The sequence below is a fragment of the Lentzea alba genome, assembly GCF_047445655.1.
GTDB lineage: Bacteria > Actinomycetota > Actinomycetes > Mycobacteriales > Pseudonocardiaceae > Lentzea > Lentzea alba_A.
Genome location: NZ_JAJAEG010000014.1, coordinates 48,538 through 74,389, shown reverse-complemented (window position 1 = coordinate 74,389; position 25,852 = coordinate 48,538). Strand labels below are relative to the sequence as shown.

Annotated in this window: 25 protein-coding genes; 17 read left to right on the top strand and 8 right to left on the bottom strand. The window is 68.6% G+C overall.

Annotation, left to right across the window (positions count from 1 at the left end; all coding sequences use genetic code 11):
• The first annotated feature begins 33 nt into the window (after positions 1–33).
• The 3 genes from LFM09_RS23605 (at position 34) to LFM09_RS23595 (ending at position 1,967) form a co-directional block, all read left to right on the top strand.
• Positions 34–1,068 carry a glycerate kinase gene (locus LFM09_RS23605; RefSeq protein WP_414098701.1) on the top strand — a complete coding sequence of 345 codons (1,035 nt, stop codon included), beginning with the start codon at positions 34–36 and terminating at the stop codon, positions 1,066–1,068.
• 10 nt (positions 1,069–1,078) lie between these two features.
• The gene (locus LFM09_RS23600) at positions 1,079–1,426 is read left to right on the top strand and encodes a hypothetical protein (protein WP_414098700.1); all 348 of its coding nucleotides are present in this window, start codon (positions 1,079–1,081) and stop codon (positions 1,424–1,426) included.
• A gap of 172 nt (positions 1,427–1,598) precedes the next feature.
• On the top strand, positions 1,599–1,967 hold the full coding sequence (locus LFM09_RS23595) for a HesB/IscA family protein (protein ID WP_414098699.1): 369 nt from the start codon (positions 1,599–1,601) through the stop codon (positions 1,965–1,967).
• An 88-nt stretch (positions 1,968–2,055) separates the two neighbouring features.
• Here the strand turns inward: LFM09_RS23595 and LFM09_RS23590 are convergent, their stop codons facing one another.
• Positions 2,056–2,229, bottom strand: coding sequence for a hypothetical protein (locus LFM09_RS23590; protein ID WP_156093539.1), 174 nt, complete (start codon positions 2,227–2,229; stop codon positions 2,056–2,058).
• Between the two features lie 159 nt (positions 2,230–2,388).
• Here LFM09_RS23590 and LFM09_RS23585 point away from each other — a divergent pair, with 159 nt between their 5' ends.
• Both LFM09_RS23585 and LFM09_RS23580 read left to right on the top strand, forming a co-directional pair.
• Positions 2,389–3,321, top strand: coding sequence for a carbohydrate kinase family protein (locus LFM09_RS23585; protein WP_414098883.1), 933 nt, complete (start codon positions 2,389–2,391; stop codon positions 3,319–3,321).
• 7 nt (positions 3,322–3,328) lie between these two features.
• Positions 3,329–4,093, top strand: a complete 765-nt coding sequence (locus tag LFM09_RS23580) for a class I SAM-dependent methyltransferase (protein ID WP_414098698.1) — start codon at positions 3,329–3,331, stop codon at positions 4,091–4,093.
• Positions 4,094–4,129: 36 nt separating this feature from the next.
• Here the strand turns inward: LFM09_RS23580 and asnB are convergent, their stop codons facing one another.
• Entirely contained in the window at positions 4,130–6,058 is a 1,929-nt protein-coding gene (asnB, locus tag LFM09_RS23575) for an asparagine synthase (glutamine-hydrolyzing) (RefSeq protein WP_414098697.1), read from the bottom strand.
• A gap of 169 nt (positions 6,059–6,227) precedes the next feature.
• On the opposite strand from asnB, the gene coxB reads away from it, so the two are divergent.
• Positions 6,228–7,160 (top strand): cytochrome c oxidase subunit II, encoded by a 933-nt coding sequence (gene coxB / locus LFM09_RS23570; RefSeq protein WP_414098696.1) that lies wholly within the window; start codon positions 6,228–6,230, stop codon positions 7,158–7,160.
• Positions 7,161–7,173: 13 nt separating this feature from the next.
• Positions 7,174–7,590 carry a cytochrome c oxidase subunit 4 gene (locus LFM09_RS23565; protein ID WP_414098695.1) on the top strand — a complete coding sequence of 139 codons (417 nt, stop codon included), beginning with the start codon at positions 7,174–7,176 and terminating at the stop codon, positions 7,588–7,590.
• Between the two features lie 306 nt (positions 7,591–7,896).
• On the opposite strand, the gene LFM09_RS23560 is transcribed toward LFM09_RS23565, so the two are convergent.
• The 4 genes from LFM09_RS23560 to LFM09_RS23545 form a co-directional block, all read right to left on the bottom strand.
• Positions 7,897–8,580, bottom strand: a complete 684-nt coding sequence (locus LFM09_RS23560) for a lysophospholipid acyltransferase family protein (RefSeq protein ID WP_414098694.1) — start codon at positions 8,578–8,580, stop codon at positions 7,897–7,899.
• Between the two features lie 145 nt (positions 8,581–8,725).
• Positions 8,726–9,772, bottom strand: coding sequence for an anthranilate phosphoribosyltransferase (gene trpD / locus LFM09_RS23555; protein ID WP_414098693.1), 1,047 nt, complete (start codon positions 9,770–9,772; stop codon positions 8,726–8,728).
• Between the two features lie 7 nt (positions 9,773–9,779).
• Positions 9,780–10,190: a hypothetical protein gene (locus LFM09_RS23550; protein ID WP_414098692.1), complete on the bottom strand. Its 411-nt coding sequence runs from the start codon at positions 10,188–10,190 to the stop codon at positions 9,780–9,782.
• A gap of 65 nt (positions 10,191–10,255) precedes the next feature.
• Positions 10,256–10,657 carry a hypothetical protein gene (locus tag LFM09_RS23545; protein ID WP_414098882.1) on the bottom strand — a complete coding sequence of 134 codons (402 nt, stop codon included), beginning with the start codon at positions 10,655–10,657 and terminating at the stop codon, positions 10,256–10,258.
• 94 nt (positions 10,658–10,751) lie between these two features.
• Between LFM09_RS23545 and LFM09_RS23540 the strand changes: the two genes are divergently transcribed.
• The 4 genes from LFM09_RS23540 to LFM09_RS23525 all read left to right on the top strand — a co-directional run bounded on the left by LFM09_RS23540 (position 10,752) and on the right by LFM09_RS23525 (position 15,019).
• On the top strand, positions 10,752–11,360 hold the full coding sequence (locus LFM09_RS23540) for a cytochrome c oxidase subunit 3 (protein ID WP_414098691.1): 609 nt from the start codon (positions 10,752–10,754) through the stop codon (positions 11,358–11,360).
• 61 nt (positions 11,361–11,421) lie between these two features.
• Positions 11,422–12,234, top strand: coding sequence for a c-type cytochrome (locus LFM09_RS23535; RefSeq protein WP_414098690.1), 813 nt, complete (start codon positions 11,422–11,424; stop codon positions 12,232–12,234).
• Positions 12,231–13,358 carry a ubiquinol-cytochrome c reductase iron-sulfur subunit gene (locus tag LFM09_RS23530; protein ID WP_414098689.1) on the top strand — a complete coding sequence of 376 codons (1,128 nt, stop codon included), beginning with the start codon at positions 12,231–12,233 and terminating at the stop codon, positions 13,356–13,358. The genes LFM09_RS23535 and LFM09_RS23530 overlap by 4 nt, the downstream gene beginning before the upstream one ends.
• On the top strand, positions 13,355–15,019 hold the full coding sequence (locus LFM09_RS23525; RefSeq protein ID WP_414098688.1) for a cytochrome b: 1,665 nt from the start codon (positions 13,355–13,357) through the stop codon (positions 15,017–15,019). The genes LFM09_RS23530 and LFM09_RS23525 overlap by 4 nt, the downstream gene beginning before the upstream one ends.
• A 112-nt stretch (positions 15,020–15,131) precedes the next feature.
• Here LFM09_RS23525 and LFM09_RS23520 read toward each other — a convergent pair whose 3' ends face one another.
• Complete coding sequence (locus tag LFM09_RS23520; protein WP_045309335.1) at positions 15,132–15,419, bottom strand: Lrp/AsnC family transcriptional regulator; 288 nt, start codon at positions 15,417–15,419, stop codon at positions 15,132–15,134.
• A gap of 130 nt (positions 15,420–15,549) precedes the next feature.
• Here LFM09_RS23520 and LFM09_RS23515 point away from each other — a divergent pair, with 130 nt between their 5' ends.
• Positions 15,550–16,263 carry an MIP/aquaporin family protein gene (locus LFM09_RS23515; RefSeq protein ID WP_414098687.1) on the top strand — a complete coding sequence of 238 codons (714 nt, stop codon included), beginning with the start codon at positions 15,550–15,552 and terminating at the stop codon, positions 16,261–16,263.
• A gap of 480 nt (positions 16,264–16,743) precedes the next feature.
• On the opposite strand, the gene LFM09_RS23510 is transcribed toward LFM09_RS23515, so the two are convergent.
• Positions 16,744–18,444, bottom strand: coding sequence for a DEDD exonuclease domain-containing protein (locus LFM09_RS23510; RefSeq protein ID WP_414098686.1), 1,701 nt, complete (start codon positions 18,442–18,444; stop codon positions 16,744–16,746).
• A 53-nt stretch (positions 18,445–18,497) separates the two neighbouring features.
• Here LFM09_RS23510 and LFM09_RS23505 point away from each other — a divergent pair, with 53 nt between their 5' ends.
• The 5 genes from LFM09_RS23505 (at position 18,498) to LFM09_RS23485 (ending at position 25,710) form a co-directional block, all read left to right on the top strand.
• Complete coding sequence (locus LFM09_RS23505; protein WP_414098685.1) at positions 18,498–21,389, top strand: tetratricopeptide repeat protein; 2,892 nt, start codon at positions 18,498–18,500, stop codon at positions 21,387–21,389.
• Between the two features lie 14 nt (positions 21,390–21,403).
• Positions 21,404–22,735, top strand: coding sequence for an NYN domain-containing protein (locus LFM09_RS23500; protein ID WP_414098881.1), 1,332 nt, complete (start codon positions 21,404–21,406; stop codon positions 22,733–22,735).
• Between the two features lie 63 nt (positions 22,736–22,798).
• Positions 22,799–23,806 carry an NlpC/P60 family protein gene (locus LFM09_RS23495; protein WP_414098684.1) on the top strand — a complete coding sequence of 336 codons (1,008 nt, stop codon included), beginning with the start codon at positions 22,799–22,801 and terminating at the stop codon, positions 23,804–23,806.
• Between the two features lie 10 nt (positions 23,807–23,816).
• Positions 23,817–24,587, top strand: coding sequence for a hypothetical protein (locus LFM09_RS23490; protein WP_414098683.1), 771 nt, complete (start codon positions 23,817–23,819; stop codon positions 24,585–24,587).
• Between the two features lie 10 nt (positions 24,588–24,597).
• Positions 24,598–25,710 (top strand): glycosyltransferase family 4 protein, encoded by a 1,113-nt coding sequence (locus LFM09_RS23485; RefSeq protein ID WP_414098682.1) that lies wholly within the window; start codon positions 24,598–24,600, stop codon positions 25,708–25,710.
• Positions 25,711–25,852 lie beyond the last annotated feature (142 nt).

The window sequence follows — 25,852 nt, the reverse complement described above, 5'->3', positions numbered from 1 at the left end:
GTAGGACAGTGGTTCTTCTGTACCTTTCGCGAGGTGCGCGTACTCATCGCTCCGGACTGCTTCGGCGGCACCCTGACCGCCCGCGAGGCCGCCGACGCCATCGCCACGGGCTGGCGCGACGCCAAACCCGACGACGCCATCACCGAACGCCCGCTGGCGGACGGCGGCCCCGGCTTCGTGGACGTCCTGCACGCAGCCCTCGACGGTGATATCCGATATATCAGCGTGACAGGCCCGCTCGGCGAACCGGTCGAGGCACGCTGGCTCAGCGTGCACGCCGACGGTCGGCGCGTTGCCTACATCGAGTCCGCCGAAGCGTGCGGCCTCCACCTCATCCCCGCGGAGCTCCGCCCGGAATCCTGCGAGACGGCGACAACGCGAGGCGTTGGCGAACTCATCGCGGCAGCTGCGGATGACAACGATGCCATCACAGTCGGCCTCGGCGGCTCCGGCACGACCGACGGCGGCGCCGGCATGCTCGCCGCGCTCGCCGACGCCAACGTCGAACTGACTGATATATCGCTCATCGCCGCGTCCGACGTCGAGAACCCGCTCCTCGGCCCGCACGGCGCCGCCCGCACGTTCGGCCCGCAGAAGGGCGCGTCCCCGGAGGCCGTCGAGCGCCTCGATGCAAAGCTCGCTGCGATGGACGTCCTCAAACCCGTATCCGATATACCGGGTGCCGGCGCGGCCGGCGGCCTCGGCGCCGCGCTGCTCTCACTCGGTGCGACGGTGAAGTCCGGCGCCGGCCTCGTCCGTGAACTCACCGGCCTCGACGCCGCGCTCGACGACGCCGACGTCGTCGTCACGGGCGAAGGCAGCTTCGACTGGCAGTCACTGCGCGGCAAGCTCATCACCGCCGTCGCCGGAGGCGCCGCCGAACGCGGTATCCCATGTATTGCCATCGCGGGCCAGGTCAGCGTCGGCCGCCGCGAGATGGGCGCCGCCGGCGTCCAGGACGCCTACTCGGTGTCCGACCACGTCGGCTCCGTGCAAAAGTCGATTGCGGACGCCCGCAAAAGTCTCATTGCAACGGCGCAGCACGTAGCCAGACAGTGGTCGCGTTGAGGGGGATCTGATGGATCGGAGTCCGCGCGTTGACGCGTGGCTGGAGGAAGTGTTCGGCGACACGAGTGCGGTGATGCTCAAACCGAACCAGTTGGTGGGGCTGAACCTCGCTGTGCAACGGGGTGCGGTGCCGCCTGACGAGGTGATGGAGGTCTGGTTCCACCAGATCTTCACCGCGCGGATCATGGCGGCGCAGTCCGAGTCGGGGTTCATCGACGCGGCTCGCGCGAAGGGGTGGTCGGACGCGCGGATCGGCGAAATGCTGATGGTCGAGCCGGAGCGGCTCGACGAGCACCGTGATGAGCAGCGGGAACTGCACCTGAAGATCCATCCGGCGATCCGGCGGCGAGCGGATTGAGGCGCAGTCTGCTCTCGCGCTGATATATCGGTTGGCTTGAGGGTGGTCTACGTGACAGTCGACACCTGGGGCGTCAGGGGTGGCCGTTGTGGGACCATGGGAGTGGAACAAAGCGGGGAACGCCCGTGTTGTTGAAGGGCGAACCGCCCGCAAAGGACCTCTTAGGAGAGCCATGACGACCGCTCAGGATGCCGCTTCGACCTCCGAGGCGCCCAGCCACGGCGTGACGCTGACCGATGCGGCCGCCCTCAAGGCCAAGGCGCTGCTCGACCAGGAGGGCCGCGACGACATGCACCTGCGCATCGCCGTCCAGCCCGGCGGTTGCGCTGGTCTGCGCTACCAGCTGTTCTTCGACGAGCGTTCGCTCGACGGTGACGCGCTGGTCGACTTCAACGGCATGAAGGTCGCCGTTGACCGCATGAGCGCGCCGTACGTCGAAGGCGCCGTCATCGACTTCGTGGACACGATCGAGAAGCAGGGCTTCACGATCGACAACCCGAACGCCGGCGGGTCGTGCGCCTGCGGCGACTCGTTCCACTAAGGCGAACAGACGCGTGAGGCCGCGTTCCCGCATCGACGGGAACGCGGCCTCAGCCGTGTTCGGACCAACTGGGGATCAGCCCAGAGGTTCAGACGCCATACTCGGCCAGGCCTTCGACCTGGTGGGTGCACCGCTCGTCGACCTGCCATGGCGCGGCCGCGCGCGGGGCGGGAAGGGGGTGCTCGGGGTGCGTCAGAGCGAAGGGGAGCTGCGCGCAGTCCTCGATCAGCTCACTCATCGTGGTCGCCTCAGGGATCGTCACGCCCCGACGTTATGACGGTGGTCTGACCTGCGGTAGACCTACCAAACGGTAGTCTTCACGACTGCACTCATCCGGGTGAGTTGTCACGTAGCGCAACAACGTAAAGGGAGAGCCGACGTGCCGGTAGCCGTGTGCGGCAGCATCGCGACCGACCATCTGATGCACTTTCCGGGCCGATTCGCGGACCAGCTGGTCGCGGAGCGTCTCGACCGTGTGTCGCTGAGCTTCCTGGTCGACGACCTCGTAGTCCGCCGCGGTGGGATCGGCGCGAACATCGCGTTCGGGCTCGGCGTGCTCGGGGTGCGGCCGGTGCTCGTGGGCGCCGTCGGCAAGGACTTCGACGACTACCGCTCGTGGCTGGAGCGGCACGGCGTCGACACGTCGGGCGTGTACGTGTCCGAGGTCGCGCACACCGCGCGGTTCGTCTGCACGACGGACGACGACATGTGCCAGATCGCCTCCTTCTACGCCGGTGCGATGGCCGAGGCGCGCAACATCGAGCTCGCGCCGATCGCGAACCGCGTCGAGAACCTCGAACTCGTCGTGATCAGCCCGGACGACCCCGCCGGCATGCTGCGCCACGCCGACGAGTGCCGTCAGCGCGGCTACCGCTTCGCCGTCGACCCGTCGCAGCAGCTCGCCCGCATGGACGGCGACCAGGCGCGCGCGTTCATCGAAGGTGCCGAGTACCTCTTCAGCAACGACTACGAGTGGGAACTGCTGCTGCAGAAGACCGGCTGGACCGAGGCCGACGTCCTCGCCCGCGTCGGCAAGCGCGTCACCACGCTCGGCGCCAAGGGTGTCGAGATCGTCGACCGCGACGGCCTCTCGCTGCACGTGCCCGCGGTCCCCGAGGTCGCGAAGACCGACCCGACCGGTGTCGGCGACGGTTTCCGCGCGGGCTTCCTCGCCGGCACGTCCGCTGGTCTGAGCCTGGAGCGCGCGGCTCAGCTCGGTTCGCTGATCGCCGTCGAGGTGCTCGAAACCGTTGGCACGCAGGAATGGGTGCTGGAGAGCGAGTCGGCGATCGCGCGCATTCGCGGCGCGTTTGGCGACGAAGCTGCTGAGGAGATCGCCCCCGTCCTGCCATGATCGGACAATGGGGACGTACCTGTTCGGCGACACCGGTGAGTTGCTCGATCCGCAGTTCGACGCGCTGAGCTCCCTGCTCGACGCGGGCACCTTCGCCCGCGTCGAGCGGCTCGGCATCACGGACGGCTGGCGCTGCCTGGAGGTCGGGGGCGGCGGGGGATCGGTGGCGACCTGGCTCGCCGACGTCGTCGCCCCGTCCGGGCACGTGACGGTCACCGATCTCGACGTCTCCCGGCTCGAGGAACGTGACAACATCACCGTCCTGGAGCACGACGTAGTATCCAATATATTGCCTGGGAACGCGTTCGACCTGGTCCACGCGCGCCTGGTGCTGTTCCACCTTCCCGCTCGTGACACCGTCTTGCGGAAGTTGCGCGACTCGTTGCGTCCCGGCGGCTGGCTCGTGCTCGACGAGTTCGACTGCCTCCCGCTCGACGTCCTCAAAGCCGCGCCCGACGACGCGAAGCTGATCATGCGGGTGAAGAACGCCGTGCTGACGTTGCTCGACCATGCCGGTGCGGAGCTGGCGTGGGGCGCGCGCATCGAGAGGGCGTTGGTCGACACGGGCCTGCACGACGTCAGCGGTTCCCGCGAGGTGCAGGAGTGGGAGGGCGGCTCGCCGGGCTGCCGGCTGCTCGCCACTACCGCACGCCAGGTGCGCGCGAAACTGCCGCTCTCCGACGCCGAGTTCGACCGCTACCTGGAGCTGATGGCGTCGCCCGAGACCATCGTCAGCTCCTATGCGATCTGCAGCGCGCAAGGTCGTCGCTGAACGAAAAGGGCCCCTCCGAGGAGGGGCCCCGATTCGTCAGAGCTTGACCGGGTAGTGCGGTTCCGGCACCACCGGCTTGATGCGGCCCTCGATGAAGATGCCGTGCCAGATCATGAACACCAGCAGCGCCCAGATGCGGCGGCTGTGGTCGATGATCCCGGAGCGGTGCTCCTCGATGAGGCGCAGCACCGCGTGCTTGTCGAGGTACTGGTCGGTCTGCGACGTGCGCACGATGTCGACCGCCCAGTCGTGCATCTCGTCCTTGAGCCAGTGCCGGATCGGCACCGGGAAGCCGAGCTTGCGGCGGTTCAGCACGTGCGCGGGCACGATGTCGCGGATCGCCTTGCGCAGCGCGAACTTCGTGGTGTCCTTCGTGATCTTCAGCTCGCTCGGGATCTGCGAGGCGATCTTGAAGACCTCGGGGTCCAGGAACGGGACGCGCAGCTCCAGCGAGTTCGCCATGGTCATCTTGTCGGCCTTGACCAGGATGTCGCCGCGCAGCCACGTGAACAGGTCGACGTGCTGCATGCGCGTGACCGGGTCCCAGTGCTGCGACTCGCGGTACGGCTGGGCCGTGACGTTCATGTGCGACACGTTCGAGTCGTACGTGCGCAACACCTCGCGCAGCTGCGGGTCGAGGAAGATGCGCGCGTTGCCGTAGTAGCGCTCCTCCAGCGTGAGCGCGCCACGACGCAGCAGGTCCTTGCCGCGCACGCCCTGCGGGATCTTCGTGGAGACCTTGCCCATCGCCTTGCGCAGCGCGCCGGGCACCTTCTCGAACGCCGCCAGCGACAACGGCTCGCGGTAGATCGTGTAGCCGCCGAACAGCTCGTCCGCGCCCTCGCCGGACAGGACGACCTTCACGTGCTGACGTGCCTCACGGGCGATGAACCACAACGGCACCAGAGCCGGGTCGGCCACCGGGTCGTCGAGGTACCAGGTGATCAGCGGTAGGGAGTCCATCATCTCCTGCGCGCTGACCGTGCGGACGACGTGCTTCACGCCGATCAGCGCCGCCGACTCCGCGGCCACGTCGACCTCGGAGAAGCCCTGGCGTTCGAAGCCGGTGGTGAACGTGATCAGGTCCGGGTTGTGCTCCTTGGCCAGCGCCGCGACCACAGTGGAGTCGATGCCGCCGGACAGGAACGAGCCGACCGTGACGTCCGCGCGCATGTGCTTGGCGACCGAGTCGCGCAGCGCCGCCGTGATCTCGTCGTACAGCGCGTCCGCCTCGGCCTCGTTGCGGACGGTGCGCACCTTGAAGTTCGCGGGGAAGTAGCGCTCGAACGTCGGTGCCTCACCCGGCACCAGCGTGAACGAGTGGCCGGACTCGACGCGGAAGATCTGGTCGTGCAGCGAGGCGGGCTCCGGCACGTACTGCAGCGTGAGGTAGTGCTGCAGGCCCTTGACGTTCATCTTCGGCTCGATGCCGAGGGTGGGGGCGATCTCCAGCAGGATCTTCTTCTCGCTGGAGAACGCGACGCCCTTGGCGCCCTTCGCGTAGTACAGGGGCTTGATGCCGAACGGGTCGCGGCCGCCGAACACGATCCCGCGCTCGGAGTCCCAGATCATGAAGGCGAACATGCCGCGCAGCTTCGTGATCGCCGCGGGGCCGAAGTAGTGGTACGCGGCGACGATCGTCTCGGTGTCGCCGTCGGTGTGGAAGACCGCGCCGAAGGACTCGGTGAGCTCGGCGCGCAGCTCCAGGTAGTTGTAGATCTCGCCGTTGAAGTTGATCGTGTACCGGCTCGGCGCCTCCGGCGGGCCCCACGTCAGGGGCTGGTGGGAGTGCTCGATGTCGATGATCGCGAGCCGGTTGAACCCGAAGACGACCTCGTCGACCCGTCGGGTGCCGCTCTCGTCGGGGCCGCGGTGCCGCATGCAGCGCAGCGCGGCCTCCACCGCCGGGCGTGCGCTCTCGGCCTCGTTCTCGCTAGGGCAAACAAGTCCTGCCAGGCCGCACAAGGCTCTCGCACCTCTCAAGAAATACGACGGGGAAGTCTTCAGTATGCCGAAGGGGCTCTGTGTGACCGAAACTGCACCGCAGCGGCGGTGCCCCCAAGGGGTGAGCGCCGTTGCGCTGGGCTACGCTCCCGCTTGATCCGTTGGCATGGAACGAGGAGGCGGGCGAGCAGTGGGCCTGAAGGAGGGCACCAGGGCATCCCGGCTGGCGAAGACCGCCGGGCTGGTCGGCCTGGTCGGTATCGGGGCCACCGGTTGCTCCACGGACGAGGTGCTGCGCTTCGGCTGGCCAGTGGCCGTCACGCCGCAGGCCGAGAAGATGCGCGAGCTCTGGACCTGGTCCGTGATCGCCGCGCTCGTCGTCGGCGTCATCGTGTGGGGCCTGATCCTGTGGTCGGTGGTCTTCCACCGCAAGAAGTCGGAAGAGCTGCCGCGCCAGACGGCGTACAACCTCCCGCTGGAGATCGTGCTCATCGTCGTGCCGACGGTGATCGTGGCGGTGCTGTTCTACTTCACCGCCGTCACGCAGAACTACGTCACGGACAAGTCGGGCAAGCCCGACGTGAACGTCGACGTGATCGCGTTCCAGTGGAACTGGGAGTTCCAGTACCCGGACCACAAGACCGAAGAGGGCAACGTCGTCAGCACGGTCGGCACCTCGGGCGAGATCCCGATCATGGTGCTGCCGGCGCACAAGCGCATCCAGTTCAAGCTGCGCTCGACGGACGTCATCCACTCGTTCTTCGTGCCGGAGTTCCACTTCAAGCGGGACGTCTTCCCGATGCCGGAGAAGAACAACCAGGACAACGTCTTCCAGATCGACCAGATCGACCGTCCCGGTGCGTTCGTCGGCCGGTGCGCCGAGCTGTGCGGCTCGTACCACGCGGTGATGAACTTCGAGGTCAGGGCCCTTGAGGCGGCCGACTTCGACAAGTACATCGAGATCCGCAAGGAGATCAACCCGAAGACGGGCAAGCCGTTCACCACGGCCGAGGCGCTGTCGCAGGTGAACTGCGGCGAGCTGTGCGCGCCGCTGGCCACCACGACCACCCCGTTCAACACCGACCGGACGGCCCGCGAGGCCTCCGGCGCGGGTCAGAAGTAGGGAACGCCCCGCGATGAAGATCGAAGCTCGCGTATTCGACCTGGTGATGGCCTTCTCGTTCCTGATGGCCGTCGTCTACGGCTACTGGACGCACGCGGCGACCGGCCACGTCGAGCCCACCGGCACGGTGGCGCTCGCGCTGACCGGTGGCCTGGCCCTCATCACCGGGACCTACTTCCGGTTCGTCGCCCGCCGCATCGAGGTGCGGCCGGAGGACAACCCCGAGGCCGAGGTGTCCGACGGCGCCGGTGAGCTGGGCTTCTTCAGCCCCGGCTCGTACTGGCCGGTCGGCCTCGCGGCCGCGGCGGCGACCGCCGGTGTCGCGGTGGCGTTCTGGCACGTGTGGCTGCTCGTGATCGCCATTGTCATGGTGCTGATCATGGTCGGCGGTCTGGTGTTCGAGTACCACACCGGTCCCAACCACGACTGATATCCCGTATCCGATATATCGGATATCGCTTGCTGAGGCCCTTCCCGTCATGGGGAGGGCCTCAGGCGTTTCCGGAGCTGATATCCAGCATGTGATGTATTGCATATCGGATACGGGATATCGGCCCGCGCCGGCTGGCAGCGGGCGTTCCAGATATCCCGTATGCGATATATCGGCTGGTCGTCGGTTGCCGCCGAAATCCCGTATATCAGCGGTGCGTCCGATATATCGCATACTGCGCGAAGGGCCCTCCCCGCCGTGATGGCGGGGAGGGCCCTTCGCAGGTCCTGAGTGGGCGCCTGAGCGCTACGCGGCTGCGGTGACCTTCTCGGGGGTCTTCTGGTACGCGTCGACGTACTCCTGGCCGCTGAGGTCCAGGATGCGGTAGATGATCTCGTCGGTGACGCTGCGCAGGACCGGCAGCGACTCCTGCATGCCGTCGTAGCGGCTGAAGTCGAGCGGTTCGCCGAAGCGGACCGTCACGGGGACGATCTTCGGGAACCGGCTGCCGACGGGCTGCACCTTGTCCGTCCCGATGATGCCGACCGGCACGACCGGGGCACCGGACTCCAGCGCCATGCGGGCGACGCCGGTGCGGCCGCGGTGGAGCATGCCGTCGAGCGAGCGGGTGCCCTCCGGGTAGATCGCGAAGGCCTCGCCGCGGCCCAGGATCTCGGCGGCGGTGTCGAGCGCGGCGCGTGCGTCGCGGCCCTTGCCTCGGTGCACCGGCACGTGGCCCAGCGAGGAGAAGAACCAGCGGGACAGCGAACCCTTCACACCGGTGCCGGTGAAGTACTCCGCCTTCGCGAGGAACGACACGCGTCGCGGCACGACCATGGGGATCACGACGCTGTCGATGAAGCTGAGGTGGTTGGCCGCCAGGATGACGGGGCCGTCGGTGGGGATGTTCTCCAGACCGTCCACCACCGGGCGGTAGACAAGACGGGCTGCGCGCGCGACGACATGCTTCATCACCGGGTAGAGGACCATGCCTCCAGCATTCCAGGTGGCGATTGCCGCCGCGTTACCACGTGGTGCGCATCTCCGGCCCGTCACTCGCTCGGACTACACCGATGCAGCGGTCGTGCGAGCACGGTCACGCGCCGACGACGACGCGTGACCGAGAAAGCTCCTACTAGCCCTTCAAGGACTGGGAGAGCTCCACCCAGCGACCGAGCAACGAGGCCGCGGCCCCGGAGTCGATCGCTTCGGCGGCACGGCCCAGCGAGGCCGTCAGGTCGGCGTGCAGGTCGGCGGAGAACCCTCCGTGCGCCGCGATGGCACCGGCGGCGTTCACGAGCACCGCGTCGCGCACCGAACCCGTCTTGCCTGCCACCAGGTCGCGGACCACCTGGGCGTTGACGGAAGCGTCGCCGCCCTTCAGGTCTTCCTCACGCGCGGGCTTCACGCCCAGCACCGACGGGTCGATGGTCTCCGTCCGCACCTCGCCGTCCTGCGCGAGCCACGCGGACGTCGTCGTGGTCGTCGTGATCTCGTCGAGGCCGTCGTCGCCGCGCACCACCAGCGCGGTGTTGCGGCGGCGGGCGAACACACCGGCGATCAACGGCGCCGCAGCGGCACGGGCGCAGCCGATCAGGCCGATCTGGGGCTGGGCCGGGTTCGTCAGCGGGCCGAGCAGGTTGAACGACGTCGGGATGCCGATCTCGCGGCGCACCGGGCCCGCGTGCCGGAAGCCGGGGTGGAACACCGGCGCGAAGCAGAAGCCGATGCCCAGCTCGGCCACGGTCGCCCGGACGCCGTCGGGCGGCAGGTCGATCGCGACGCCCAGCTCCTCCAGCACGTCCGCGGTGCCGCACTGCGACGACGCCGCGCGGTTGCCGTGCTTCACCACCGGCACGCCCGCAGCCGCCGTGATGATCGCGGCCATCGTCGAAATGTTCACCGAACCGGAATGATCACCGCCGGTGCCCACGATGTCCGTCGCGCGCACGCCCACGTCGAACCGGCGGGCGTGGTTGAGCATCATGGTCGCGAGGCCGTCGATCTCCTCCGGCGTCTCGCCCTTGGCGCGCAACGCGACGATGAACGCCGCGATCTGCGACGGCGTCGCCTCGCCCGACATGACCTGGTCCATTCCCCAGGCGGTGTCGTCCGCGGTCAGGTCGACGCCGTCGAGCAACCGGTTGAGCAGTGTCGGCCAGGTGCGCTCTGTTTCCCCCATGGCGCGCTCAGCCCCTGACGACAGGAACAGCCGAGCCCCGCAGCACCTCGGCCACGGTCTCGGCGGCGGCCAGCGGGTCCAGCGGGTGCACCAGCACCGCGTCGGCCTGCGACCACGTCGCGAGCCAGCGGTCGTCCTTGCGGCGCACCGCGACGACGATCGGCGGACAGTTCGTGATCTCGTCCTTGAGCTGGCGGGACAGGCCCATGCCACCGGTCGGCTGCGCCTCGCCGTCGAGGATCAGCAGGTCGACCGTGCCGTTGTCCACCTCGTAGAGGACGTCGGCGATCGCGCCCGCCTCGATGAAGTCGACGCGCGCCAGGTCCGGCGCCGGGCGGCGGCCGACCGCAGTGATGATCGTCTCACGCACCTCGGGCCGGTGGCTGAACACCAGGATCTTCGTGGTCTGCGTGCTCATCTCTGGATCCTCCGCTGCGACTGCCGACTGCGGTCCTGAAGAAAGTGACCAAGGTCGCCGTGATGCTATCGGGCGGGCGCCTGCGCCGGTTGTAGGGCGTCCCACCCGAGGGCCTCACCGCCGAGCCGCTGCGCCAGCGAGGCCATCCGCGACCGCTCCTGGGCGCAGTGCAGAGCGTCCAGCTTCTGCACCCGACTGATATGCGATATATCACCTGCGACGAGCATCCAGCCGTCCGGAGTTAGCAGCTCTCGCGCACGTTCTACCTGCTCAGGCGGTATGCGCACGTGGTGGCGCAGCACCGCGAGCTCGTCCGCACGCCACTGCGGAGAACGGGCCAGAGCGGCCGAATCCGCCTCCACGATGTCGAACGCCTCGACCACCACGACGAGCGTCGGATCGTCGATCGACAACGACGGTTCGTCCTGTCGATGCAGCCAGTCCCGCAATCGGCCCAGCACGCCCATCTCGTTGATCTCCTCGCGATCACCCGCTGTGTGACCCAGCCGACCCATGATCTGCCCAGGACCCGATGGGCGGACGGAAATTACGCAAGCAATAATGCTGCCCGTGACCACGGCAGCGCCTTCAATCGGCCAGCGCGTGCACTCGCTGAACCGCCCGAACATGGTCAGCGTCGGCACGATCGTCTGGCTGTCCAGCGAGCTCATGTTCTTCGCTGGCCTCTTCGCCATGTTCTTCACGGTGAAGGCCCAGAACGAAGGACCCTGGCCTCCTCCGCCCACCCACCTGAACATCCCCTACGCGGCGGTCTTCACGATCATCCTCGTGGCGTCGTCCTTCACGTGCCAGTGGGGCGTGTTCGCGGCGGAGCGGGGTGACGTCTTCGGTCTGCGTCGCTGGTACATCGTGACGCTGATCATGGGCGCGATCTTCGTCGGTGGTCAGGCGGGTGAGTACGTCGAGCTGGTTCACGCCGGCACGACGATCCCGTCCTCGGCCTACGGCACCGTCTTCTACCTGACGACCGGCTTCCACGGCCTGCACGTCATCGGCGGTCTGATCGCGTTCGTCTACCTGTTGATCCGGACGAAGCTCAGCAAGTTCACGCCTGCACAGGCCACCTCGGCGATCGTCGTGTCGTACTACTGGCACTTCGTCGACGTCGTGTGGATCGGCCTGTTCGCAATCATCTACATCGTGCCCTGACCTGGTCAGCACGTAGCAAAGCCACGAGCTCCCGAACTGACAGCAAGGGTTGCCGCACACCATGACCACCACTACGAAACGCCCCCGCGGCGCCCGCACGAAGCTGCGCCGCCGGGTGGCCGGCCTGCTCGCGCTGGGCTTCGGCCTGCTGAGCGCCGGCATGCTGTTCGCCGCGTTCGCGCCCCAGGCCCAGACCGCGCAGGCGCAGCAGGACGCCGCGCTGGTCCGCCAGGGCGAGCAGATCTACCTGAACACCTGCGCGGGCTGTCACGGCCTGTCGCTCGAAGGTGTCAAGGACCGCGGGCCGAGCCTGATCGGCGTCGGCGACGCCGCGGTCTACTTCCAGACTTCCTCCGGCCGCATGCCCATGGCGCGGCAGGAGGCGCAGGCCATCCGCAAGCCCGCGAAGCTCTCCCCCGAGGAGATCAACGCGCTGATGGCCTACATCACCGCGAACGGCGGCGAGGGCCCGAAGATGCCTTCCGAGACCGGTGAGGCCCTGCGCGGCGAGAACCCGGCGCGCGGTGGCGAGCTCTTCCGCCTCAACTGCTCCAGCTGCCACAACTTCACGGGTCGTGGTGGCGCGCTGTCGTCCGGCAAGTTCGCGCCGGAGCTCGACGGGGTCACGGAAGAGCAGATCTACACGGCGATGCTGACCGGCCCGCAGAACATGCCGAAGTTCGGCGAGCGCCAGCTCACGCCGGAAGAGAAGAAAGACATCATCGCGTACGTCAAGTCGGTGACCGACGGGAACAACAACTCCGGCGGTAACCCGCTGGGTGGGTTCGGACCCGTGTCCGAGGGCTTGATCGCGTTCATCGTGGGTATCGCCGCGCTCATCGGCGTCACCCTCTGGATCGGAGCCAAGGCATGAGCGGCGACAAGCCGATCGAGCTGCCCAGCGAGGCAGAACTCGCGGAGATGAGCCGGGACGACCTCGTCAAGCTCGGCACTCAGATGGACGGCGTCGAGCTGGTCCACTACGAGGAGAAGTGGCCGGTTCCCGGCACCCGCGCCGAGCGTCGCGCTCAGCGTCAGGTCGCCCTGTGGTTCATGATCTCCGCGTTGGCGGGCCTGGCCTTCCTCGGCGTGTTCCTGTTCTGGCCGTGGCAGTACGAGGCCCCCTCGAACGAGCACGGCCACCTGCTGCACTCCCTGTACAACCCGCTGATCGGCCTGTTCCTGGGCGTCTCGGTGGTGGGTCTCGGTGTCGGCGCGCTGCTGTACACCAAGAAGTTCATCCCGGACGAGCTCGCGGTGCAGCAGCGTCACGACGGCCCGTCGGCCGAGGTCGACCGCGCCACGCTCGTCGCCGAGCTCGCCGACGCCGGTGAGCGCAGCGGCATCGCCCGCCGCAGCCTGATCAAGCGCACCGCGGGCCTCGGCGCCGGCGTGCTGGGTCTGGGCGTGGCGGCCGTCCCGCTGGGCGCGCTGATCAAGAACCCGCACTCGGACAGCGAGACCAAGGCCTCGCTGTGGCACACCGGCTGGAAGGCCGAAAAGGGCGAGAAGGTCTACCTCCGCCGCCACACCGGCAACTTCCACGAGGTCTCCCTGGTACGTCCCGAGGACGTCGAGCCCGGCGGCTTCGAGACGGTGTTCCCGTTCCGGGAGTCCGAGCGCGACGACGAGCACGCCCTGGTCGCGGCCCTCAAGCGGGCCGACGCGCCGGTCATGCTCATCCGCCTGCGCCCGAACCAGGCGGTCACCAAGCGAGCCGGTCAGGAAGACTTCAACTTCGGCGACCTGTACGCGTACTCGAAGATCTGCACGCACCTCGGTTGCCCGACGTCGCTGTTCGAGCAGCAGACCGGTCTGCTGCTCTGCCCGTGCCACCAGTCGCAGTTCGACGTGTTCGAGTACGCCAAGCCGCGGTTCGGTCCGGCGACCCGTCCTCTTCCCCAGCTTCCAATCACTGTGGACGAAGAGGGATACTTGGTTGCCCGCAGCGACTTCATCGAGGCTGTGGGTCCGGCGTTCTGGGAGCGGAAGTCATGAGTGCCATCACCACGCCGACGAAGCCGGCCAACGCGGCCGCGCGCGTCGCAGGGGCGGCGGCTAACGCTGCCGACGAGCGCTACCACGCAGCTGCTGGCCTGCGTAAACAGCTGAACAAGGTCTTCCCGACGCACTGGTCGTTCCTGCTCGGTGAGATCGCGCTCTACAGCTTCATCGTTCTGCTGCTGTCGGGTACGTACCTCGCCCTGTTCTTCGACCCGTCGATGACCGAGGTCACCTACAACGGCGCGTTCGAGAACCTGCGCGGCATCGAGATGTCGCGGGCGTTCGCCTCGACGCTCGACATCTCGTTCGAGACGCGCGGTGGCCTGTTCGTCCGCCAGGTGCACCACTGGGCGGCGCTGCTGTTCATGGCCGCGATCGTCGTGCACATGTTCCGGATCTTCTTCACCGGCGCGTTCCGCAAGCCGCGTGAGATCAACTGGGTCATCGGCATCGTGCTGTTCATGCTCGGCGCGATCGAGGGCTTCCTCGGCTACTCGCTGCCGGACGACCTGCTCTCGGGCACCGGCCTCCGCGTCATGGCGGCGCTGCTGATCTCGTTCCCGGTCATCGGCACGTGGCTGAACTGGCTGATGTTCGGCGGGGAGTTCCCCGGCACGGACATCATCCCGATGCTCTACACCGCGCACATCCTGATCATCCCGGCGATCATCCTGGGTCTGATCGCGGCGCACCTCGCGCTGGTCTGGTACCAGAAGCACACGCAGTTCCCGGGCGTGGGCCGCAAGGAGACCAACGTCGTCGGCGTCCGCATCATGCCGGTGTTCGCGGCCAAGGGCGGTGGCTTCTTCGCCATCGTCGTCGGTGTCATCGCGATCATGGGTGGCGTCTTCCAGATCAACCCGATCTGGAACTTCGGCCCGTACAACCCCGCGCAGATCTCCGCCGGTTCGCAGCCTGACTGGTACATGGGCTGGACCGACGGCCTGGTCCGCATCTGGCCCGCGTGGGAGTTCTACCTGGGCAACTACACGATCCCGGCGCCGTTCCTGCCGTTCATCCTCGGTCTGCCGCTGCTGACCGGCATCGCGGCGGTGTACCCGTGGATCGAGAAGAAGATGACCAAGGACTACGCGCATCACAACCTGCTGCAGCGCCCGCGTGACGTTCCGGTCCGCACCGCGCTCGGCTGGATGGCGATCACGTACTTCATGGTCCTGCTGCTCATGGGCGGCAACGACATCTTCGCGTACAAGTTCGACATCTCGTTGAACCTGACGACGTGGATGGGCCGCATCGGCATGCTGGTCCTGCCTCCGATCGCGTACTTCGTGGCGTACCGCATCTGCATCGGTCTGCAGCGCGGCGACCGCGAGGTGCTGGAGCACGGTGTCGAGACCGGCATCATCAAGCGCCTGCCGCACGGCGAGTTCATCGAGATCCACCAGCCGCTCGGCCCGGTGGACGACCACGGCCACCCGATCCCGCTCGCCTACCAGGGCGCGTCGGTGCCGAAGAAGATGAACAAGCTCGGCTCGGCCGGTCACCCGGTCGCCGGCAGCACGTGGTCGCCGGACCCGGTCGAGGAGACCGTGGCCCTGGAGAACGCGCGCAAGAAGGCGCAGGTCTCGGAGGAGATCAGCGCGGAGGACAAGGCCGGCGAGCTCGCGGGCAAGCCGTCCGACCCGAAGGCCTGACCTCCTGCTTTTAGAACTGTGAAAAGCCCCCGTGAACCATCACGGGGGCTTTTCGTTACGTCGGTTGCGCCGAATGATTCCGGGCGCTGTGCCGTTCGTGGCTGAGTCGCGACTACTGCGCGTCATCCAGGCCGATGGCGAACGCGGCCTCGTCGTCTCGCTTCGAGTAGCTGCGGAACGCGATGTGCGTGTCGGTGTTCAGCACGCCCGCGACCTTGCTGATCTTGCCGGGAACCAGGGCGGCGAGATCCTCGTGCTTGCTGACCCGCACCAGCGCGATCAGGTCCACGTCACCTGCGCAGGAGTACACCTCCGTGACGCCGTCGATGTCGGCGATCTCCTGCGCCGCCTCGGGAATGCGTTCGGCGGCGGCCTGGATCAGCACGATGGCGGTGACCACGTCGTCCTCCTCTGGTCTCAGCACGGGTAACTAAAGCACCCGTAGTCTGCCCTACCGGCTGATCGCTGGCGTGGAGACGTCGCTGCGAGCGTAGGACCCCTCATTTTCTCCCTTTCCCATGAGGTGAACCGTGTTCGCACGCAAGTTGATTGCCGAGGTGGCCGGTACGACCATCCTCTGCCTGTTCGGCATCTCCGCTGCTGTTTCCGTGGTCTCGGCGGGCAACGAGCCCTCCGGCCTGCTCATCGTCGCGCTGGCTCACGGCCTCGCGCTGATGGCCGGCATCTACGCGTTCGGCGCCATCTCCGGCGCGCACTTCAACCCGACCGTCACCGTTGCGCTGGCCGTGTCCGGACGTCTTCCGTGGCGCGAGGTGCCCGGTTACGTCGGTGCGCAACTCGTCGGCGGCGTCCTGGCCGCTTCGCTCGCACACCTCGTGCACGGTTCGCGCGCCATCGAGGTCGGTCTGGGTGCGACGGCGTTCGGCTCCGGGGTCAGCGTGACGCAGGCTGTCATCGCCGAGGCGCTCGGTGCATTCATCCTGGTGACCGCGGTGTTCGCACTGGCGGTCAACCCGAACGCTCCGAAGGGTCTGCACGGCGTCGGGATCGGGCTGGCGCTCGCTACCCAGATCCTCGCGTTCGGTCCTGTCGCGGGTGCGTCGGTGAACCTCGCCCGCACGTTCGGCCCAGATGTGGTGCTGACCTTCGCCGGCGGCGACCCGGCGTGGGCTCAGCTGCCGGTGTACCTGGTCGCGCCTGTCTTCGGCGGCGTCCTGGCGGCCGGTCTCTACGCGCTGCTGACCTCCGTGTCGCGCCGCGTGCACGTCACTCAGGGGTCGTGAACCTGGCACTGATATATCGCTTGGCCTCCCCCCGAACTGATATATCGGCGTCGGCTCATACCGCTGACCTGCTGCTTAGCAATGAGTCTTTTGATGACGTCGTCAAAAGACTCATTGCAAGGGTGGATACGCGGGCGGGTCGCGGGTCAGGTTTCGGCGGTCATGTGGTGCGGCTCTTCGGGGTGGACGAGGTGGGCGGGCGACATGTGCTCACTCGGCCCATGACACTCATGCCGCTGCGGCGCCGGCGGTTGAGGACCACGGCTCGTCGGCGTCCACGAGGTGGATGCGGGTTGGTTGGTCGAAATTGCGCGGGCAGGTTCGCGCGGTCAGTTCCAATGGGCGTGCAGTGGGCGAGTGCCCGCTGTGTGCGTGGCCGACGGCACCTACGTCGCTGCGGCACGGGTGGGCGGGGACCGCGGTTCGTCGGCGTGCACGAGACGGTGCGGGGTCGGTCGAGTTAGCGCGGCACGGCGCCGGTCAGTTCCAGCGGTCGTGCAGTGGGCGGGCGCCCGCTGCCTGCTCAGCCCACGGCACCCATGCCGCAGCGGCACCGGCAGGGGAGGACCACGGCTCGTCCGCGTACACGAGGCGGGTGCCGGGTTGGTCGAGCCAGCGCAGCACCACGCCGGCCTCCTCGGGTGGGGCGCCTCGCAGCGGGCCTGGGGTCGGCACGACGGTTTCCGCTGAGGCGACCAGGGCGTCGACGACCGGCATCGGGCGGGTGCCCCGGCGGGCCACCCCGGCTGAGGCGAGTCGGCCGTAGCGCACCACGGAGAACTCCCAGCCGCCCTCGCGGTCTGGGCGGGCTGCCACGAGCTGGGGGAGTGCGGCCAGGGCTGCCAGGCGTTGGGCGCGGTCCAGCGAGCGGACGAGGCTCGCTAGGCGGTCGCGGCGGTTTGCCGCCTCCTCGAAGCGCTCGGCTGAGGCCAGGTTGCCCAGTTGTGCGATGAGGGTGCGTAAGGGGTCGGCGCTGCGGCCTACGACGAGGTCGTGCACGGCCACGACTGCGGGGGAGTACTCCTCCACGGTCTGGCGGCCGGCGCATGGTGCCTGGCACTTGCCCAGCTCGGCCAGTGCGCACGGGGATGCCCGCTGGTTCGTTGCCGGGATCTTGATCGTGCACGAACGCAGTGGCACGGCGTCGAGCAGTGCGCTCGCCACCGACTCGGCCGCCTGGCGCGTGCGGAACGGGCCCAGCGCGCCGTCGCGTGGGTTGCGGACCAGCGACAAACGGGGGAAGGGCTCGTCGGTCAGCACCAGCCACCATGCGTGGTGCGGGTTCTTCGACCTTCGGTTGTAGGCCGGGCGGTGTGCGCGCAGCAGGCGGAGTTCGCGCACCTCGGCCTCCAGCGGATGCGCGCATTCCACGGCGTCGACGCGCACCGCGAGAGCCACCATCTCGCGGAGCCTGCGGCGGCCTTCGCTGGCCGTGAAGTACTGGCGGACACGGCGGCGCAGGTCGGAGGCCGTGCCGACGTAGAGCACCTCTTCCTTCGGGCCGCGGAACATGTACACGCCCGGCGTGGACGGCAGGTGCGCTGCCAGCGAGCGCTTGCGGCGTTGTTCTGGCGTCACCTCCGGCAGGTACGCCAGCAGTTCCTCCAGCGAGTGCACGCCTACGTTGCCGACGCGCTCCAGCAGCGAGTGCAGCACCTCTACCGTCGCGCGGGCGTCGGCCAGCGCGCGGTGCGTCGGCCGGGTCGAGGTGTGGAAGAGGTCTGCCAGCGCCGACAGCCGGCACGACGGGGCCTCGTCGCGGCTCAGCACGCGCCGCGCGAGTTTCACCGTGCAGACCACAGACGGTTTCGGCCAGCGGTAGCCGTAGCGTTCGCAGGCCGCCTTGATGAACCCGATGTCGAAGCCCGAGTTGTGCGCTACCAGCACCGCTCCGGCCGCGAACTCCAGGAACGCGGGCAGCACCGTCTGCAGCCGCGGCGCGCCCATCACCATCAGCTGCGTGATCCCGGTCAGCTGCGCCACCTGCGGCGGAATGCCCCGCTCGGGGTCGACGAGCGTGGCGAACTCGCCGAGCACCTCGCCGGCGCGCACCTTCACCGCGCCGATCTCGGTGACGGCGTCCTCCTCTGCGCTGCCACCCGTCGTCTCCAGGTCGAAGACGACGAACGTCGTGTCGCGCAGAGGCGTGCCTAGCTCGTCGAAGGTCAGTTGACCGGTCACCGGAGTGACGTTAGCGACGGGGTCTGACAATTTTCGGCGCTAACCTCGCCATCGTGCGGATCACGCTTCTGGGACCTTCCGGGTTGAGCCTCAGCGTTCGGCAGCGTTCGTTGCTCGCTGCGCTGGCATTGCAACCCGGCCATGTGGTGCGTTCGGAACGGCTGATCGAGTCCATGTGGGGTGCGGAGGAGAAGCCCAGGCACCTCAATGCCTTGCATCAGCACGTGTTCCGGTTGCGGCAGGCGCTGGACGGCATCGTCGTCTCGACCCAGGGCGACGGCTACGTGCTCGAAGCAGGGCCGGATGACGTCGATCTGCACCATTTCCGCCAGCTCGTCACGAACGCGCGCGCATTGACCGATGACGCGGCGGCAGCGCGTTTGTTCGAGGCGGCTCTGGCGTTGTGGCAGGAGGAACCGCTCGCAGACTTACCGGCCACGCCGCCGTGGAGCGACGTGCGCGCCGCGTTGGAGGAGGAACGATTAGAGGTCGTCGAGGACCACCTCGAACGCCGGCTGCGCATGGGAGAAGATGTCTCTGTCGCGCTCAACGACCTGATCGACCGGTATCCGCACCGGCAACGCCCGCGCGAGCTGCGAGCCGGTGTCGCGGTTGAGCCGGCGCAACGCGTTGTGCCGCATCAGCTTCCCGCGGGCCTGCCGGACTTCACCGGCCGCGAGTCCGCGTTGGCCGAGCTGGAGGCCATCGGCCGAACGGTCGTCATCACCGCGATCGACGGCGCGGCGGGCGTCGGCAAGACCGCGTTGGCGCTGCATCACGCGCATCGCGTCGTCGAGCAGTTCCCCGACGGTCAGCTGTACGCGAACCTGCGCGGCTTCGACCCGGACACACCGCCGCTGCCGCCCGGTGACGTGCTGACACGGTTCCTGCGAGCACTCGGGATCGCCGGTCCGCGCATCCCGCAGCGGCTGGACCAGCAGACCGAGTTGTACCGGATGTTGTTGCAGGACAGGCGCATGCTGGTCGTGCTGGACAACGCGGCGAGCGCCGGTCAGGTGGCGCCGCTGCTGCCGGAGAGCGACGGCTGCCGAGTGGTGATCACCAGCCGCAACCGGCTCACCGGCCTGGACGCGTGGCCGCTGCTGCTGGACGTGATGGCACCGGAGGAAGCGATCACGTTGCTGCGCGGCATGCTCGGCGACGCGCCCGAGCTGCCCGAACTGGCGCGGCTCTGCGGACATCTGCCGCTCGCGCTGAGGATCGCGGCGGCGAACGTAGCCGGATCGGTCGCGGATCTCGTCGAGGACTTGCGTGAAGAAGGCAGCAGGCTCGCGGCGTTGAGCGTCGACGAAGACGAACGTCTAGCCGTGCGTGCCGCGTTGGACCTCTCGTTCCGTTCGCTTTCCTCTGGCGCACGGGAACTGTTCCGGAAACTCGGTGCCGTTGCCGGGCACGACTTCACCGCCGAGGTTGCGGCGTTGCTCGTCGACGATCCGGAGCTGGACCAGCTGGTCACGGCGAATCTCGTGGAACGCCAAGGTGATCGCTACCACCTGCACGATCTGGTGCGGCTGTACGCGCGTGACTTGCTGACAGAGGAGGAGATCGACGCACTCCGCACACAGCTCGCGTTGTGGCACAGCGCCTCCGCAGCGAACGCCTCGCGCACGTGTTATTCCGCCGACGACGTGTTGATCGAGACGGAGGGTGGGCGGACGTTCGACACGGCCGCGGAGGCCCTGGCCTGGCTGGACGCCGAGAAGGCGAACCTGGTGGCGGTCGCGGCGACCGGCCCTTCGGCGTGGCGGATGGCCGACGCGGTGCACAGCTTCTTCTCCGCGCGCCGTGACCACGCGAGTTGGACCGTTGTCAGGGAAGCCGGTCTTGCCGCGGCACGGCAGGAAGGAACCGTACGCGGTGAGGCGGCGGTGCTCGCGAGTGAGGCGATCGGGCGGATGTACTCGGGCCGGTCGAGCGAGGCGTTGGTGTTCGCACAACAGGCGCTCGAACTGGCAGAACGTGAGAACTGGCTGGCAGGCACGCTGCGCGCCTTGACGGTGCTCGGGCACGTCTGCCGCGAGATCGGGGACATCGACCGCTCCGCCGAGTGCTACCTGCGGGTGGCGCGGCTGAGCGGAGAGGCGGGCCTGCCGCGCCGGGAGGCCCAGGCGTTGTCGCAGATCGGCTCGACGTGCTGGCTGCAGGGCCGGCTCCTGGACGCCGAGGCGCATCACCGGCGGTCGTTCGCGATCTACCAGCGGATCGGCACCAAGACCGGGCGGCCGCTGGGCGAGCTCGCCTGTGCGCTGCGCGACCAGGGCCGGCTGGACGAGGCGCTGGTGGCGGTGGAGCAGTCGCTGCGGGAGATCAGGGAGCTCGGGCAGCGCGGCCTGGAGTCCTATCTGCTCGACGACCTGTCGGCGGTGCACCGGGAGGCCGGGCGGTTCGCCCTCGCGGTGGAGGCGGGGCGTGAGGCGCTGCGGATCGCTCTGGAGGTGAACGACCCCGGCGGTGAGGTCGACGCGCGGCACAGCATCGGTGCGGTGCTGCTGAGGCTGGGGGATCCGGCGGCAGAGGAGGAGTACCGCCGCGCGGTGTCCATTGCGCAACGTATTGGATATCGGCACGGAGAAGCGCAGGCGCTCGCGGGGCTCGGGCGGGCGACCGGACGTGCCGAGCACCTCCATCAGGCGTTGGCCATGGCGCGTCAGCACGGATATGGCCTGATCGAGGGCACCGCCCTGACCGCACTGGCTGTTCTACACCTCTCCAGCGACGTCGAACGGGCGCTGAAGTTCGCCCGAGAAGCCGTTGACCTGCATCGACGTAACGGCTGCCGCCTCGGTGAGGCCCGCTCACTGGTGGTGCTCGGACACGGGGTCGAGGGTGCCTGGGAGGAGGCGCTGGCGATCTTCTCCGACATCGGTGTTCCGGAGGTCGGAGATGTCCGTGCGCTGCTCAAGCGCGGGGGCTCTAGCCTGTAGCGGTGCCCGACCCGATGCCCGAGCCCGAGTTCGACCAGCCCGCCGAGGAGGTGGGCGAGTCCACTGTGGACTGGTCGGGCCTGCCGGAGCCGTTGCGGGTGAGGCTGGCGGAGCTCGGAGCAGACGCGCTGGGGGAGATGGCGAAGGTCGACGTGCCCCAGCACCTGCGGCCGGTGGCGAAGTTCGCCCCGACCAAACGGGCCCGGCTGGGTGGCGCGCAGGTCGTCGCGGGACTGCGGGACTCCGCGAACTTCCGCACGGCCGTCGTGGAGTGGTTGCGCAAGAACCGGCCGTCCACGCTGGAGGTGACGTCGCCGGATCCGGTGACGGCCGCCGCCGCGGCCGTGCTGACCGGTGACGAGGTCGCGCTGCACTACGTGGAGCTGGTGTCGCGACGGGTCGGCGACGCGACGTTGCGGGCTGAGCGGGACGCCGCGGTGGTGCGGGCGGAACGGCAGGAAGCCGAGCTGGAGCGGTTGCGGACCGAACGCAGCCAGCTCGACGGCGCCGCCGAACGCGTCCGCGCCGATGCCGAGGTTGAGCTGGAACGCCTGCGCAAGCGGTTGCGCGAGCAGGGCGTGAAGCTGCGTGAGGCCAAGGACGCCGCCGAGGCCGCGGCCGCCGAGGTCGAGAAGATCAAGGAACGCACTGCCGACGAGGTCAAGCGCATCACCGCCGAGCGCGACCGGGAGCGGGAACGGGCCGAGACCGAGCGGGGCAAGGCGCAGCGCGCGATCGCGGACGCCGAGGTCGCGCGGCAGTCCGCGCGGGAGGCCCGGCAGGCGGACGAGGTGCGGCTCGCGTTGCTCGTGGACACGCTCGACGGCGCCGTGACCGGGTTGCGTCGTGAGTTGGCACTGGGTGGCACCGGACCACGTCCTGCCGACCTCGTGCGGGGCGCTAGTGCGTCGCAGGGGGCCGTTGGACGCGTGGAGGACCCGGCGGCCCTGGATCGGCTGTTGGCGTTGCCTGCGGTGCACCTGGTGGTGGACGGCTACAACGTCACGAAGACCGGCTATCCGGAGCTGTCGCTGTCGGATCAACGTGATCGGCTCGTGCACCAGTTGGCTGTTCTGGCGGCGCGCACGGGTGCTGAGGTGACGTTGGTGTTCGACGGCGCTGGGGTGGTGGCCGTGCCCGCGGCGGCTCCTCGCGGCGTGCGCGTGCTCTTCAGTGACCCCGGTGTGCTGGCAGATGACGTGATTCGGGCGTTGGTCACCGCGGAGCCCGAGGGGCGGCCCGTGGTGGTGGTGACGTCGGATCGCGCCGTTGCGGATTCGGTGCGCCGGCGTGGTGCACACCCGGTGCCGTCCGCTGTGTTGCTGGCCCGTCTCGGGCGCGTTTGATCACCCGGTAGCCTGACGCCCGTCGATCTTGACGGTCTTGTTCTCGCGAAGGGGATCGGCGACGTGCTGTCGCGCAAACTCACCCGCGGTGTCCTGGTCACTGCGCTGCTGTTCTCCGTTCTTCCGGCCGTGTCGTTCGCGGCACAGCCGGCTGATCCGGCGCGCGCGTACGCCGATCTGACAGCGCAGGCGACAAAGCTGAACGAGGAAGTCCTGCGCGCGCAGGAGGATCTGGTTCTCCGGAGAGCCGAGCTCGAACGCGCGACCGCGGACGTCGCGTCGGCGCAGCAGATCGAGCGGCAGGCCAAGGCCGACGAGGACGGCTTCCGCGGCCAGGTCGACCTCATCACCCAGGCGTCGTTCGAGGGTGCGCGGTTCAACCAGCTGTCGGCGCTGCTCGTGGCGGACTCGCAGCAGGACTTCCTGAACCGGCTGGAGATGATGCGGGTGCTGGCGGCCGACAAGGCCGACTCGCTGGCCCGCCTGTCCAGTGCGGTCGAGAAGGCCCGCCAGGCGCACCAGGTGGCGGAGAACGCGCGCGCTCGGGCCGCTGAGGCCACGTCGTCGGCCGAGCGGCTGAAGAGCGACCTGGACGCGCGGAACCGGGCGTTGCAGGGGCAGATCGCCGAGGTGCGGGCGGCCTTGACGCGGCTGCCGGCGCCGGTCGTCACGCGGCTGCGTGATCCGGGCGACCGTTCCGCGATCAGCGTGCCCGCCGGGACCGCGGGGGTGGCCCTCGCGTTCGCGTTGGCGCGGCGCGGGGACGACTACCAGTACGGCGCTGCCGGACCGGATCGGTGGGACTGCGCGGGGCTGACCATGAAGGCCTACGCGGCGGCCGGGTTCACGATTCCGCGCACTTCCGGCGGGCAGGCCGGGGTCGGGCGCGCGGTGTCGCGGTCCGAGGTGCGTGCGGGCGACCTGATCATTTACTACGCGAGCCGGTCTCACGTCGCCATGGCGGTCGACAACGCGCGTGCCGTGCACGCCTCCACCGAGGGACAGCCGGTGAAGATCGCGCCGATCGACGCCATCGGGCCCATCGCCGTGATTCGGCGCATCGAGGGCTAGCGTTGCGCCGGTGAAGGCTCTCCGGACGTTGCTGGCGCTCTTGGTCGCCGCGACGTTCGTGGCGGGCCTCGGCGTTGCATTGCGTCCGGCCGGTGAGTTGCCGTCGACCGCAACACCTCATTGCAAAGAGGCTGTGGTTGCTGTGTCCGCGGGCACTGTGACCAGCAGTTCTTGCGATGCCGAGCTGGCGTCGCGGGTGTCGGGCCTGGTGGACGAGTCGGTGAGCGCGGTCGCCGATATATTGGATATCGGCTGGTCGCGGCACGTCGACGTCGTCATCCCGGCGTCGGATGCCGAGCTGGTCTCGCTCGTCGGGCCGGCGTTCGCGGACATGGCCGGGGTCGCGATCCGCGACAGCGCCGGGCAGCGCGTGGTGATCAACCGCGTGCGCGCGGCGCCGTTGTCGTCGCTGGAGTTGCGCGTGTTGCTGCGGCACGAGATCACGCACGTCGCGACGCGCGACCTGACTTCGGACACGGCCCCGCTGTGGCTGGTGGAGGGGTTCGCGGACTGGGTGGCGTTCCACGAGCTCGGGTTGTCGCTCCGCCAGGCCGCACCGCTGCTCACCGCTGACGTGTCCGCGCTGCCGGCCGGTTTCAGCGGTCCCGGACGTGATCTGGCTTACCAGCAGTCGTACTCGATCATGGTCTACCTGGAGTCGCGGCTGGGGGAGCGGGGCGTGGTGGACTTCTTCCTGCGGAACGCGTCGTTGTCCGCTGTGGACCCCGCTGCCGTGGACGTGGCGGGCTGGCGCGAGTTCCTGCGATCGAGCATCGGCTAGCGTTGGTTCCGTGCGTCGAACCTTGCTGGTGACCAACGACTTCCCGCCCCGACCCGGCGGCATCCAGTCCTACCTGCACGCTTTGGCGACACGGCTGCCCGCCGAATCCCTCGTCGTCTACGCCCCGAAGTGGAAGGGCGCCGCGGAGTTCGACGCCCAGCAACCTTTCCCCGTCGTGCGGCATCCCACGTCGTTGATGCTGCCGACGCCGGACGTCCTCGCCCGCGCCCGCGACATCGCCCGCGCCGAGTCCTGCGACGCCGCCTGGTTCGGTGCCGCGGCCCCGCTCGCGTTGCTGGCGCCGTCGCTCGGACTGAGCCGCGCGGTGGCGTGCACCCACGGCCACGAGGTCGGCTGGTCGATGCTGCCGGTGGCGCGGCAGGCGTTGCGGGCCATCGGGTCCGGTGTGGACGTCGTGACTTACGTCAGCCGCTACACCCGCTCGCGGTTCGCGGCGGCGTTCGGTCCGATGGCCGCTCTCGAACATCTGCCGTCCGGTGTGGACACCGAGCTCTACCGCCCGGATTCCTCCGCCCGCGCGGAAATCCGCGCCCGCTACAACCTCGGCGACCGGCCGGTGATCGTGTGCGTGTCCCGGCTCGTGCCGCGCAAGGGCCAGGACGTCCTGATCCGCGCGCTGCCGCTGATCCAGCGCTCGGTGCCGGACGCGGCGCTGCTGATCGTCGGTGGCGGCCCGTACCGGGGCACGCTCGAAAAGATGGCCAGTGCGTCCGTCAGCAGCGGCGACATCGTGCTGACGGGGTCGGTGCCGTGGGAGGAACTGCCCGCGCACTACAACGCCGGAGACGTCTTCGCGATGCCCTGCCGGACGCGTGGCCGCGGCCTTGATGTCGAAGGCCTGGGCATCGTCTACCTCGAAGCCTCGGCGACCGGCCTGCCCGTGGTCGCCGGACGATCCGGTGGCGCCCCGGAGACCGTGCGCGACGGCATCACCGGCAACGTCGTCGACGGCCGCAGCGTCGAGGACGTCGCGGAGCGGGTCGCCGGGCTGCTCGCCGACCCCGAGACGGCGGCCAAGATGGGCCGCGCCGGCCGGGAATGGGTGAGCGACCACTGGCGCTGGGACCAGCTCGCACACCGCCTCGAAGGCCTGATCGGCTGACCCACATCCAATATCCCGTATATCGGTCAGCGTGAGCAGCTAACTGATATGCAATATCCGATATATCAGATGGGTGGCCGGTCAGCTGATATCCGATATATCGGTGGGCGCGGTATCCCATGGCCGGTGTCCGGTATCCGAT